The sequence below is a fragment of the Modestobacter marinus genome, from assembly GCF_019799945.1.
Taxonomy (GTDB): Bacteria; Actinomycetota; Actinomycetes; order Mycobacteriales; family Geodermatophilaceae; genus Modestobacter; species Modestobacter marinus_B.
In genome coordinates, this window is sequence record NZ_JABGCH010000001.1 from 288,308 (window position 1) to 300,937 (window position 12,630).

A 12,630-nucleotide genomic window follows, 5' to 3' on the forward strand; every position below is an offset into this window, starting at 1 on the left:
CTGCTCTCCACGGTCCACGACGAGGTGGGCCGAGCGACCCGAGTCCGGTACCCGCCAGGGACTGGAACGAGAGGTGCACCGGGATGCCCGTCCGTCCCTCGCGCGCGGCCGCCGCCGCGCCCCCTACCGTCCTGCCCGCCGCGGGGCTGCCCCCCGCCGCCGAGGCCCCCGCCCGGCTCCGCGTCGGTGTCATCGGCGCCGGCCGCGTGGGCGCCATCCTGGGCGCCGCGCTCGCCGCTGCGGGCCACGACGTGGTCGCCGCGGCCGGCCTGTCCGCCGCCTCCGCCGAGCGCGCGGCCCGGCTGCTTCCCGGGGTCCCGCTGCGGCCCGCCGACGAGGTGGTCGCCGCCAGTGACCTGGTGGTCCTCGCCGTCCCGGACGACACCCTGCCCGGCCTGGTCGCCGGCCTGGCCGAGACCGGCGCCTGGCGCCGCGGCCAGCTGGCCTTCCACACCTCCGGCGCACACGGCCTGGCCGTGCTCGAGCCGGCCGAGGGGGCTGGGGTGCTCGCCCTGGCGCTGCACCCGGCGATGACGTTCTCCGGGAGTCCGGAGGACCTGCAGCGCGTGGTCGCCGCCCCGTTCGGGGTCACCAGCCGGCCCGAGCACCGGGCCGTCGCCGAGACCCTCGTGCTGGAGATGGGCGGCGATCCGTTCTGGGTCGCCGAGGCCGACCGAAGGCTGTACCACGCCGCGCTGGTCACCGGCGCCAACCACCTGGTCACGCTGGTCGCCGAGGCAGCCGACCTGCTGCGCGCCGCCGGCGTCGGCGCGCCGGCCCGCGTGCTGGGCCCGCTGCTCACCGCGGCCCTGGACAACGGGCTGCGCCGCGGCGACCGCGGCCTCACCGGGCCGGTCAGCCGCGGCGACGTCGGCACGGTCCGTGCGCACGTGCAGACCCTGACCGAGCGGGCACCCTCCTCGGTCGACGCGTACGTCGCGATGGCCCGGCGGACCACCGAGCGGGCGCTGGCCGCCGGCCGGCTCCGGCGGCACGAGGGCGACCCGCTGCTCGACCTGCTCAGCGGCTCGCCCGAGCAGGCCGCCCGATGACCGCCGTCGTCCAGCCCGCCATCGCGGAGACCACGACCGACCTGGCCCGGCTGCGGTCCGCTCTCCCCGGCCCGGTGGTGCTGGTGCCCACGATGGGCGCGCTGCACGAGGGGCACCGTTCCCTGGTGCGCGCCGCCCGGCGGCACGGGGGGAGCGTCGTCGTCTCGGTGTTCGTCAACCCCACCCAGTTCGGGCCCGGCGAGGACTTCGACCGCTACCCGCGCACCTGGGACGCCGACCTCGCCGCGCTCGCCGAGGAGGGCGCCGACGTCGTGTTCCACCCGCCGGTGGAGGAGGTCTACCCACCCGGCTCTCGCGGGGTGACCGTGCAGCCCGGTCCGCTGGGCGACGTGCTGGAGGGCGCCGTCCGGCCCGGGCACTTCACCGGCGTGCTCACCGTCGTCGCGAAGCTGTTCGGCCTGGTGCGTCCGGACGTCGCCGTCTTCGGCGAGAAGGACTACCAGCAGCTGACGCTCATCCGGGCGATGGCCCGCGAGCTGGCGCTGGGCATCGAGGTGGTCGGTGCGCCGACCGTCCGGGAGGACGACGGCATGGCGCTGTCCAGCCGCAACCGCTACCTGTCGGCGGAACAGCGGACCGCCGCCGCGGCGTTGTCCACCGCGCTGCGCGCCGGGGCCGCCGCGGGCCCGCAAGGGGCCGCCGCCGTCCTGGCCGCCGCCCGCGCGGTGCTCGCCGCGACCCCGGAGCTCGTGCCCGACTACCTCGAGCTCACCGACCCCGCCCTCCGCCCGGCCCCCGCCGCCGGGCCGGCCCGCCTGCTGGTCGCCGCCCGCGCCGGCAGCACCCGACTCATCGACAACACCGAGATCCGCCTGGGAGAGCCCCGATGATGCGCACCATGCTCAAGAGCAAGATCCACCGGGCCACCGTCACCCAGGCCGACCTGCACTACGTGGGCTCGGTGACCATCGACGAGGACCTCCTGGACGCCGCCGACCTGCTGCCCGGCGAGCAGGTCGCGATCGTCGACGTCACCAACGGCGCCCGGCTGGAGACCTACGTCATCCCCGGTGAGCGCGGCACCGGCGTGATCGGCATCAACGGTGCCGCCGCGCACCTGGTCCACCCCGGCGACCTGGTGATCGTGATCAGCTACGGCCTGATGGATGAGACCGAGGCCAAGTCCTACATCCCCAAGGTCGTGCACGTCGACGGCGCCAACCGGATCGTCGGGCTCGGCGGCGACCCCTCGGCGCCGGTGCCCGGCGCGGTCGACCAGCAGCGCAGCCCTTCGACCGCTTCCGACTTCCGGCCTCGTCCCGGGTTCCCTCGCGAGCTTGCGAGCGGAGGGCAGGACGAGGTCCTTCCGCTTGGCGTCCCGGTCCGCTGACGTCCGTGCTGCTCACCGTCGACGTCGGCAACAGCCACACCGTGCTGGCCACCTTCGACGGTGCGCGGCGGGTCGGCGGCTGGCGGGTCACGACGCAGTCGCGGGCCACCGCCGACGAGCTGCACATGCTCTGGCGGGGCCTGCTGCGGGACACCGAGGTGACCGGCGTGGCCGCCTGCTCCACGGTTCCAGCGCTGCTGCCCACGCTGCGCCAGCTGCTCGACCGGCTCGCCGTCCCGGTGACCCTCATCGGTCCGGGGGTGCGCACCGGGGTGCCGCTGCACGTCGACAACCCGCGGGAGGTCGGCGCCGACCGGGTGGTGACCGCGCTGGCCGCCCACGAGCTGTTCGGGCGGCGGCCCGACGGCGGCGCCCGGCCGGTCGTGGTGGTGGACTTCGGCACCTCCACGAACGTCGACGCGGTCGGCCCGGAGGGCCAGTTCCTCGGCGGCGCGCTGGCCCCGGGGGTCGAGGTGAGCCTCGACGCGCTCGCCACCCGGGCCGCCCAGCTCCGGTCGGTCGAGCTCACCGTGCCGCAGCAGGCCATCGGCAAGAACACCGTCGCGGCGCTGCAGTCCGGGCTCGTGCTCGGCTTCGCCGGCCTGGTTGACGGGCTGGTCGCCCGGATCGCGGCGGAGCTGGAGGCCCAGTTCGGCCAGCCGCCCGTGGTGGTCGCCACCGGCGGCCTGCACCGGCTGATGGCCGACAGCTGCCGCTCGATCGACGAGCGCGAGCCCGACCTCACCGTGCACGGGCTGCGGCTGGCCTTCGAGCGGCACCAGGCAGGTGGCGCCGCCCATCGGTGAGAGGGTGGCCGCACTCACGCCCGTAGGCTCTGCGGGCGTGAGTGTGGAACCGGGCCCCAGTGCCGGCACCCCCGTCGACGACGAGCTCCCCGAGCAGATGCGGGTCCGCCGCGGGAAGCTGGACCGGCTGCGGGAGGCCGGGGTGGACCCCTATCCGGTCTGGGTGCCCCGCACGACGTCTCTTGCCGAGGTGCGGGCGGCCCACCCGGACCTGGAGCCGGACACCACGACCGGCGACCGGGTCGGCGTCACCGGCCGGGTGATCTTCTCCCGCAACACGGGCAAGCTGTGCTTCGCCACCCTCCGCGAGGGCGACACCGAGCTGCAGGTCATGCTCGCGATCGACCGGGTGGGCGAGGCGGCCCTCGCCGCCTGGAAGGCCGACGTCGACCTCGGTGACCACGTCCTGGTCATCGGCGAGGTGGGGACGTCGCGGCGCGGCGAGCTCTCGGTGTTCGCCGACTCCTGGCAGCTCACCGCCAAGGCGCTGCGCCCGCTGCCGGTGGCCCACAAGCCGATGAGCGAGGAGCTGCGCGTCCGCCGGCGGTACGTCGACCTGATCGTCCGGGACGAGGCCCGCCGCACCGTGCAGCAGCGGGCCGCGGTCATGAACAGCCTGCGCACGGGGCTGTCCTCCCGCGGTTTCCTCGAGGTCGAGACCCCGATGCTCCAGACGGTGCACGGCGGCGCCGCGGCACGGCCCTTCCGCACGCACATGAACGCGTTCGACCTCGACCTCTACCTGCGCATCGCGCCGGAGTTGTTCCTCAAGCGCTGCATCGTCGGTGGCCTGGACCGGGTGTTCGAGGTCAACCGCAACTTCCGGAACGAGGGTGCGGACTCCTCGCACTCCCCGGAGTTCGCGATGCTGGAGTTCTACGCGGCCTACACGGATTACCAGGACGTGGCGACCATCACCCGGGAACTCGTCCAGGAGACCTGCGCCGCGTTGTTCGGCGACCACATCGCCCGGCACCACGACGGCACGGAGCTCGACCTGTCCGGGGAATGGCCGCAGGTGAGGCTGTACGACGCGGTCTCCACCGCCGTGGGCGAGGAGGTCAGCCCGAAGACGCCGGTGGAGCGGCTGGGGGAGCTGGCCGCGCACCACGACGTCGGGGTGGACCCGGCGTGGCTGCCGGGCAAGGTCGTCGAGGAGCTGTTCGAGGCCCTGGTCCAGCACACGCTGCGGGCCCCGACCTTCGTCATCGACTTCCCAGTGGACACCTCCCCGCTGACCCGCGCGCACCGCACCGACCCGGGTGTGGCCGAGAAGTGGGACCTCTACATCGCCGGTGTCGAGCGGGGCACCGGTTACTCGGAGCTGACCGACCCGGTGGTCCAGCGGGAGCGCTTCACCCAGCAGGCGCTGCTCGCCGCCGCCGGCGATCCCGAGGCGATGGCCCTGGACGAGGACTTCCTGGAGGCCCTCGAGTACGGGATGCCGCCCACGGGCGGCGTCGGGATGGGGCTCGACCGGCTACTCATGACACTGACCGGTCTCGGTATTCGCGAGACCATCCTCTTCCCGCTGGTGCGTCCGCTCAGTCAATGAGCTGTCACTCTCCCGAGTCATTCGGGGGAGAGGATTCGGCGGCTCCGCGTCATTCCGTCCGCATTGTGGTGAAATGGGTGCAGTGCCCGAGACGCGGGCGGATGAGAGACGGCACCGTGCCGCTGAAACAGGAGTGGGGAAACGAATGGCTCGCAAGGTCCAGGTCATCCTGAGCGACGACCTCGACGACAACATTCCCGCCGACGAGACGGTGACCTTCGCCCTCGACGGCACCACGTACGAGATCGACCTGTCCGAGGACAATGCGCGCGAGATGCGCGAGGCCCTCGGTCGCTACGTGCAGGCGGCCCGCAAGGTCACCGGCGGTCGCGGCAGTGGCCGGGCGTCCGGCGGCGGGCGTTCCCGCGCCACCGGCGGCGGCCGGATGGACCGCGAGCAGGCCGGCGCGATCCGGGACTGGGCGCGCAAGAACGGGCACGAGGTCAGTGACCGCGGTCGCATCCCCGCCAGCATCGTCGAGGCCTACGAGGCCGCCCACTAACGGACTCCCTGCAGGGCCCCGCCGCGAGCTCGCGAGCGGTGGGGGGCAGGGAGGTCCTTCTGCTCACGTCGGCCCGGTACCCCCCTCGGGGTGCCGGGCCGTCGTGCACTCGCCGTGCGGGCACCCGCCGGGAGGTCGTCCGCTGACGGCGTAATTGCGGCGGAACACCGCGCGTGGGGCCACAGTTGAACCCGTCGAGCCACCCGGACCGGGTGGGACGGCCTCGTCTCGACGCCGATCCGGTGGTGCGAACTACAGTGGAGCGACCGGTGCCCTGCGCGCCGACGAACGTCGGGTGTCCACCGTCCCTCCCGGGACCGAACACAGCCAGCCGGTCAGAGGAGAAGCAGCAGATGTTCGAACGGTTCACCGACCGAGCCCGTCGGGTGGTCGTCCTGGCCCAAGAAGAGGCCCGGATGCTCAACCACAACTACATCGGCACCGAGCACATCCTCCTGGGCTTGATCCACGAGGGTGAGGGTGTCGCTGCCAAGGCGCTCGAGTCCCTCGGCATCTCGCTGGAGGGCGTCCGGCAGCAGGTCGAGGAGATCATCGGTCAGGGTCAGCAGGCCCCGTCCGGTCACATCCCCTTCACCCCCCGCGCCAAGAAGGTCCTCGAGCTGTCGCTGCGCGAGGCGCTGCAGCTCGGACACAACTACATCGGCACCGAGCACATCCTGCTCGGCCTGATCCGCGAGGGCGAGGGCGTCGCCGCCCAGGTGCTCGTGAAGCTCGGCGCCGACCTCAACCGCGTCCGCCAGCAGGTCATCCAGCTGCTGAGCGGCTACCAGGGCAAGGAGCCGGCCGCCGCCGGTGGCCCCGCCGAGGGCACGCCGTCGACCTCGCTGGTCCTCGACCAGTTCGGCCGCAACCTGACCCAGGCCGCGCGCGACTCCAAGCTCGACCCGGTCATCGGGCGGGCCAAGGAGATCGAGCGGGTCATGCAGGTCCTCTCGCGCCGCACCAAGAACAACCCTGTCCTCATCGGCGAGCCCGGCGTCGGCAAGACCGCCGTCGTCGAGGGCCTCGCGCAGGCCATCGTCAAGGGCGAGGTGCCCGAGACGCTGAAGGACAAGCAGCTCTACACGCTCGACCTCGGTGCCCTCGTCGCCGGTTCCCGCTACCGCGGTGACTTCGAGGAGCGGCTGAAGAAGGTCCTCAAGGAGATCCGCACCCGCGGCGACATCATCCTGTTCATCGACGAGATCCACACCCTCGTCGGGGCGGGTGCCGCCGAGGGCGCGATCGACGCCGCCAGCATCCTCAAGCCGATGCTGGCCCGCGGTGAGCTGCAGACCATCGGCGCCACCACGCTCGACGAGTACCGCAAGCACCTGGAGAAGGACGCCGCGCTCGAGCGGCGCTTCCAGCCGATCCAGGTCGGCGAGCCGACGCTGCAGCACACCATCGAGATCCTCAAGGGGCTGCGCGACCGCTACGAGGCGCACCACCGGATCAGCATCACCGACGGCGCGCTCGTCGCCGCCGCGACGCTGGCCGACCGGTACATCTCCGACCGCTTCCTCCCGGACAAGGCGATCGACCTGATCGACGAGGCCGGTGCCCGGATGCGGATCAAGCGGATGACCGCCCCGCCGGACCTGCGCGAGTTCGACGACCGGATCGCCGGCATCCGCCGCGAGAAGGAGTCGGCGATCGACGCCCAGGACTTCGAGAAGGCCGCGTCTCTCCGCGACAAGGAGAAGCAGCTGCTCGGGGAGAAGTCCGAGCGCGAGAAGCAGTGGAAGGCCGGCGACATGGACGTCGTGGCCGAGGTCGACGACGAGCAGATCGCCGAGGTCCTGGCGAACTGGACCGGCATCCCGGTCTTCAAGCTGACCGAGGAGGAGACCACTCGGCTGCTCCGCATGGAGGACGAGCTCCACAAGCGGATCATCGGCCAGGAAGAGGCCATCAAGAGCGTCAGCCAGGCGATCCGGCGTACGCGGGCGGGCCTGAAGGACCCCCGCCGTCCCGGTGGCTCGTTCATCTTCGCCGGCCCCTCGGGTGTCGGTAAGACCGAGCTGGCGAAGGCGCTGGCGCAGTTCCTGTTCGGCGAGGACGACGCGCTCATCCAGATCGACATGGGCGAGTTCCACGACCGGTTCACCGTGTCGCGGCTCGTCGGTGCCCCTCCCGGCTACGTCGGCTACGACGAGGGTGGCCAGCTGACCGAGAAGGTGCGGCGCAAGCCGTTCTCGGTGGTCCTCTTCGACGAGATCGAGAAGGCGCACGCCGATGTCTTCAACACGCTGCTGCAGGTGCTGGAGGACGGCCGGCTGACCGACGGCCAGGGCCGGATCGTGGACTTCAAGAACACGATCCTGATCCTGACCACGAACCTCGGGACGCGGGACATCTCCAAGGCGGTCGGCCTCGGCTTCCAGGCCGGGAACGACACGGCCAGCAACTACGAGCGGATGAAGCTCAAGGTCAACGAGGAGCTCAAGCAGCACTTCCGGCCGGAGTTCCTCAACCGCATCGACGACATCGTCGTGTTCCACCAGCTGACCGAGGACGAGATCGTCAACATCGTCGACCTCATGCTCAACCGGGTGGAAGGCCAGCTGAAGAACAAGGACATGGCGATCGAGGTGACCCCGGCGGCCAAGAAGCTGCTGGCGGCACGCGGTTTCGACCCGGTCCTGGGTGCCCGCCCGCTGCGGCGGACGATCCAGCGGGAGATCGAGGACGCGCTCTCGGAGAAGATCCTCTACGGCGAGCTGACCTCCGGTCAGATCATCGTGGTGGACGTCGACGGCGAGGGCGCCGAGGGCAAGTTCACCTTCCGGGGTGAGGCCAAGCCGGTCGACCTGCCGGACACCCCGCCGGTGGCGCTCTCGGGCGCCGACGACGAGGAAGGCCCGGCCGCGCAGTCCGAGTGACAGAGGACCGCCGTCCTCCTCACCCCTCGCAGGCTCGGGGTGGGCCTCTGGACGGGATCCAGCAGGGGCCGTCCACCGCTCATCGGAGCGGTGGGCGGCCCCTGCCGCGTGTGGCGGGCCGGCGCCGCTAGTCCGGCAGGGAGAAGCGGCCGTCCTCGGTCTGCACCACCAGGCCGTCCACGAGCAGCGAGTCCAGGCAGCGGGACCGCTGGACGGCGTCGTCCCAGGCCGGCACGAGGGCATCGGCGACCACCGGTTCGTGCGCGGCCCGCAGCACGTCCAGCAGCCGCCCGCGCACCTGCCGGTCGGTGCCGGCGAACCTCTGCACCCGCCGCGGCGGCCCCTCGTGGGCGGGGCTCCCGGAGAGCCGCCAGGTGCAGCGGTCCCGGACCGGGCACACCCCGCAGCGCGGCGTGCCGGCCACGCAGACCAGGGCGCCGAGCTCCATGACCGCGACGGAGAAGCGGACCGCACGGGCGTCGTCGTCGGGGGCGAGCGTGGCCACGTCGGTGAGGTCCGTGGCGCGGGCGGGAGCGGCCTCCGCCCGGCCGTGCAGGAGCCGGGCCACCACCCGGCGCACGTTGGTGTCGACGACGGGCTGCCGCCGGCCGTGGCCGAAGCAGCTGACCGCGCGGGCCGTGTAGGTGCCCACCCCCGGGAGGGCCTCGAGCTGGGCCACGTCCGCCGGCACGACCCCGCCGTGCCGCTCCACCAGGGCGACGGCCGCCTCCCGCAGCCGCAGTGCCCGGCGGGGGTACCCGAGCTTGCCCCAGGCCCGGATGACCTCCGCGGGGCTCGCGGCGGCCAGCGCGGCGGGGGTGGGCCAGCGTTCCAGCCAGGTACGCCAGACCGGCTCCACCCGGGCCACCGGGGTCTGCTGGAGCATGACCTCGCTGACCAGGACGGCCCACGGGTCGGTGCCGGGTGCCCGCCACGGCAGGTCCCGCGCGGCCCCCGCGTACCAGTCGACGATGACCTCGCCCACCGGGTCGGGGGAGGCCGGCGGGGTCTCGTCGGGGAGCGCGCTCACGAGGGCCCAGTCTGCCTCGGGCATCCGGGCGAGCGGTGGAGGGACCCGTTCGTCACGGGCGGTACCGAGCGTAGCGCAGCGGGTGAGGACGGCGTGACCTGCGCGGACGTGGTGCGCTCGTGCTGGCGTGGCGCGTGCGGCGCCGCGGATCGGGTTGGTTAGCGTCAGCGTGTGCTTCACCCCGTCGGCCCGTTGCCCGCCGTCGTCTACTGGCGGCGCCGCCTGCTCGTGCTGGGGTGCGCGGTGGGCCTCCTGGGCGGGGGCGGCTGGGTGACCGCCGCCGCGATGGGGAGCGACCCGGAGGAGAGCACGGCGACCGCCGCGACAGGCCCCGCTCCCGCGCCGCCGGTCCTGGACCAGGTGGTGCCCTCGCTCGCCGCCGTCGAGCTGCCGACGACCACACCGGCGCCCACCGGCGTGCCGGAGCCCGTCGCCCCGGGGCCGGTCGAGGGCGGTCCGTGCACCGACGACATGATCAGCGTCGAGGTGCGATCCGACCCCGCCTCGGCACCGGTGGGGAGCAAGCCGACCTTCCACCTGGTGGTGACCAACGTCGCGCCGGTCTCCTGCGTGCGGACCCTGGACAAGGGGCTGCAGGAGGTCGTCCTGCTCGACGGCGCCGGCACCCGGCTGTGGGGGAGCAACGACTGCTTCCCGGAGGCCGGCTCGGACGTCCGGACACTGGCCCCGGGTGAGGCCGCGGACTTCTCGGTGCTCTGGAGCGGGCTGGGCAGCGAGCCTGGCTGTGCCGGGGACCGGGCGGCCCTGCCGCCGGGTCAGTACGTGCTGCGGGCGCGGCTGGACACCAAGACCAGCCCGGACGCAGCCCTCACCCTCACCTGAAGAAGGACCCCTCTGCAGGGGCCAGGAGCGGCGGGGTTCTTCAGGAGTAGCGGTCGAGGATGGAGGTCTCGGCGAGCCGGGACAGGCCCTCTCGGATGCCGCGGGCGCGGGCCTCGCCGACACCGTCGACGGCCAGGAGGTCCTCGATGGTGGCGGCGAGCAGCTTCTGCAGCCCTCCGAAGTGGGTGACCAGCCGGTCGATGATCCCGGCGGGCAGCCGGGGCACCCGGGCCAGCAGCCGGTAACCCCGGGGGCTGACGGGGGAGTCCAGGGCGTCGGGGGCGGTGGGCAGGCCGTAGCAGCGGGCGACCGCGGACAGGTCGAGGAGCTCGGTGGCCGACAGCCCCCGCAGCGCGCCGAGGACCTCCTCGCCGGTGAGGTTGCGCCGCCCGCTGGGCAGGTAGTCGCGGACCAGCAGCCCGCGGTCCTCCTCGACCCCGGCCAGCATCTCGTCCAGCTGCAACGCGAGCAGCCGGCCGTCGGTGCCCAGCTCGACGACGAACCCCTCGATCTCGTCGGCGATGCGGCGGACCATCTCCAGGCGCTGGCTGACGCTCATCGCGTCGCGCACCGTCACCAGGTCCTCGATCTCCAGGGCGGAGAGCGTGCTGGCCACCTCGTCGAGCCGGAGCTTGTACCGCTCCAGCGCCGCCAGCGCCTGGTTGGCGCGGGCCAGGATGGTGGTGGGGTGCTCCAGCGTGTACCGCCGGCCGGCGACGTACACGGAGATGATGTGCATCGACTGGCTGACCGAGATGACCGGGAAGTCGGTCTGCAGCGCGACCCGCTCGGAGGTGCGGTGCCGGGTGCCGGACTCCTCGGTCGGGATGGTCGGGTCGGGCATCAGGTGGACGCCGGCCCGCACGATCCGGGTGCCGTCCGTGGAGAGGATGACCGCGCCGTCCATCTTGGCCAGCTCACGCAGCCGGGTGGCCGAAATGGCGACGTCCAGCGCGAACCCGCCGGTGCACAGCGACTCGACGACCCGGTCGTAGCCCAGGACGATCAGCGCACCGGTCCGGCCGGCCAGGATCCGCTCGAGGCCGTCCCGCAGCGCGGTGCCGGGGGCGATCCGGCCGAGCAGTTCCCGCAGTGCAACCTCGGGGTCCACAGCGGGGGGCACGAGCGCTCCTGACGGTCGGGTTGTACCGGCGCCGAGTCTACGTGGACCCCCTGCGGCCCCGGACACGGTGGCTCCTCCCGCGGGCTCGCGCAGGCGTGCCGTGGACGTGGCGTTCACCACAGCCGGGCGAACGCCGTCCCGAGGTCGGGGACCTCGATCAGCCGCATGCCCTTGGGCGCCGGACCGCTGTCCTCGGGGACGAGGGCCGCCGTGTAGCCCTGGCGCGCGGCCTCGGCCAGCCGCCGTCCGGTGCCGCCGACCCGGCGGATCTCCCCGGACAGCCCGACCTCGCCGATCGCCACCAGCCCGCCGGGGAGCGGGCGGTCCTTGGACGCCGAGGCGATGGCCAGGGCCAGGGCCAGGTCGGCCGCGGGCTCGACGATCCGCACCCCGCCCACCGAGGCGGCGAAGACGTCGGCGTCACCGAGCCGGACGCCGCCGCGGCGCTCGACGACGGCGTTGACCATCGCGACCCGCTGGGAGTCCAGGCCGCTGACCGCCCGGCGCGGCGACCCGCCACCACCGGAGGTGGCCACGAGCGCCTGGACCTCGGCCAGCAGCGGCCGGCTGCCCTCCATGGTCACGGTCACGCAGCTGCCCGGGACCGGGGCGGACCGGCGGGAGACGAACAGGTGCGAGGGGTCGGGCACGCCGACGACCCCGTTGTCGGCGATCTCGAAGCAGCCGATCTCGTCGGCCGGGCCGAACCGGTTCTTCGTCGCCCGGATCAGCCGCAGGGTCGAGTGCCGCTCGCCGTCGAAGGAGATGACGACGTCGACGAGGTGCTCCAGGGCGCGGGGGCCGGCGATCGCGCCGTCCTTGGTCACGTGCCCCACGAGGATCGTGGTCATCCCGCGGGACTTGGCCACCGCGATGAGCGCGCTGGCCACCGCACGCACCTGGGTGGCGCCGCCGTCGGTGCCGTCGACCGCGGGAGAGCGCACCGTCTGGACGCTGTCGAGGACCAGCAGGGAGGGGTCCAGCTCCTCGACGTGGGAGAGGACGGCGGACAGCTCGGTCTCCGCCGCGAGGTACAGCTCGTCGTGCAGGGCGCCGATGCGCTCGGCCCGCAGCCGGACCTGGGCGGCGGACTCCTCGCCGGAGACGACCAGCGTGGGGCCGTTGGCCGCGGCGACCTTGTGCGCGACCTCCAGCAGCAGCGTGGACTTGCCGACGCCCGGCTCCCCTGCGACCAGCAGGACGGCGCCGGGCACCAGCCCGCCGCCGAGCACCCGGTCGAACTCCGGGATGCCGGTGGGGACGGCCCGGGCCCCGGCCAGCTCGACCTGGGCGATCGGGCGGGCCCTGGCGGTGACCGGCCCGGCGCTGACCGCGCGCAGCGGTGCGGCGACCGCGCCCAGCTCCTGCACGGTGCCCCAGGCCTGGCACTCGGGGCACCGGCCGACCCACTTGGCGGAGGCGTAGCCGCAGTCGGTGCAGCGGTGGGCGGGGCGGGCGGACTTCACGCCGGAGGAAGGCACTC

The 12,630-nt window shown here is 73.5% G+C and carries 11 protein-coding genes; 8 read left to right on the plus strand and 3 right to left on the minus strand.

Annotated elements, in window-relative coordinates:
• Positions 1–83: 83 nt before the first annotated feature.
• From HK417_RS01380 to HK417_RS01410, 7 genes are all read left to right on the plus strand, one after another.
• On the plus strand, positions 84–1,052 hold the full coding sequence (locus tag HK417_RS01380) for a Rossmann-like and DUF2520 domain-containing protein (RefSeq protein WP_222262528.1): 969 nt from the start codon (positions 84–86) through the stop codon (positions 1,050–1,052).
• The gene (gene panC, locus HK417_RS01385) at positions 1,049–1,903 is read left to right on the plus strand and encodes a pantoate--beta-alanine ligase (RefSeq protein ID WP_222262530.1); all 855 of its coding nucleotides are present in this window, start codon (positions 1,049–1,051) and stop codon (positions 1,901–1,903) included. Before HK417_RS01380 ends, panC begins: the two co-directional genes overlap by 4 nt.
• Positions 1,900–2,403 carry an aspartate 1-decarboxylase gene (gene panD / locus HK417_RS01390; protein WP_306433713.1) on the plus strand — a complete coding sequence of 168 codons (504 nt, stop codon included), beginning with the start codon at positions 1,900–1,902 and terminating at the stop codon, positions 2,401–2,403. Before panC ends, panD begins: the two co-directional genes overlap by 4 nt.
• A gap of 5 nt (positions 2,404–2,408) precedes the next feature.
• Positions 2,409–3,209, plus strand: a complete 801-nt coding sequence (locus HK417_RS01395) for a type III pantothenate kinase (protein ID WP_222262532.1) — start codon at positions 2,409–2,411, stop codon at positions 3,207–3,209.
• Positions 3,210–3,246: 37 nt separating this feature from the next.
• Entirely contained in the window at positions 3,247–4,764 is a 1,518-nt protein-coding gene (gene lysS / locus HK417_RS01400) for a lysine--tRNA ligase (protein ID WP_308123300.1), read from the plus strand.
• 145 nt (positions 4,765–4,909) lie between these two features.
• The gene (locus tag HK417_RS01405) at positions 4,910–5,266 is read left to right on the plus strand and encodes a histone-like nucleoid-structuring protein Lsr2 (protein WP_222262534.1); all 357 of its coding nucleotides are present in this window, start codon (positions 4,910–4,912) and stop codon (positions 5,264–5,266) included.
• Between the two features lie 353 nt (positions 5,267–5,619).
• A complete protein-coding gene (locus HK417_RS01410; protein ID WP_222262537.1) occupies positions 5,620–8,151 on the plus strand; it encodes an ATP-dependent Clp protease ATP-binding subunit in 2,532 nt (843 codons plus the stop codon).
• Between the two features lie 127 nt (positions 8,152–8,278).
• Here HK417_RS01410 and HK417_RS01415 read toward each other — a convergent pair whose 3' ends face one another.
• Entirely contained in the window at positions 8,279–9,181 is a 903-nt protein-coding gene (locus tag HK417_RS01415; protein WP_308123301.1) for an A/G-specific adenine glycosylase, read from the minus strand.
• Positions 9,182–9,352: 171 nt separating this feature from the next.
• Here HK417_RS01415 and HK417_RS01420 point away from each other — a divergent pair, with 171 nt between their 5' ends.
• On the plus strand, positions 9,353–10,024 hold the full coding sequence (locus HK417_RS01420; RefSeq protein WP_222262541.1) for a MucR family transcriptional regulator: 672 nt from the start codon (positions 9,353–9,355) through the stop codon (positions 10,022–10,024).
• A gap of 40 nt (positions 10,025–10,064) precedes the next feature.
• On the opposite strand, the gene disA is transcribed toward HK417_RS01420, so the two are convergent.
• Positions 10,065–11,147, minus strand: coding sequence for a DNA integrity scanning diadenylate cyclase DisA (gene disA, locus HK417_RS01425; protein WP_222262542.1), 1,083 nt, complete (start codon positions 11,145–11,147; stop codon positions 10,065–10,067).
• Between the two features lie 113 nt (positions 11,148–11,260).
• On the minus strand, positions 11,261–12,628 hold the full coding sequence (gene radA, locus HK417_RS01430; RefSeq protein ID WP_308123302.1) for a DNA repair protein RadA: 1,368 nt from the start codon (positions 12,626–12,628) through the stop codon (positions 11,261–11,263).
• Between the last annotated feature and the right edge of the window lie 2 nt (positions 12,629–12,630).

Excerpts from the sequence above, each read along its gene's own strand:
- HK417_RS01380 (WP_222262528.1), top strand. The coding sequence starts at position 84 with ATGCCCGTCCGTCCCTCGCGCGCGGCCGCCGCCGCGCCCCCTACCGTC.
- panC (WP_222262530.1), top strand. The coding sequence starts at position 1,049 with ATGACCGCCGTCGTCCAGCCCGCCATCGCGGAGACCACGACCGACCTG.
- panD (WP_306433713.1), top strand. The coding sequence starts at position 1,900 with ATGATGCGCACCATGCTCAAGAGCAAGATCCACCGGGCCACCGTCACC.
- HK417_RS01405 (WP_222262534.1), top strand. The coding sequence starts at position 4,910 with ATGGCTCGCAAGGTCCAGGTCATCCTGAGCGACGACCTCGACGACAAC.
- HK417_RS01410 (WP_222262537.1), top strand. The coding sequence starts at position 5,620 with ATGTTCGAACGGTTCACCGACCGAGCCCGTCGGGTGGTCGTCCTGGCC.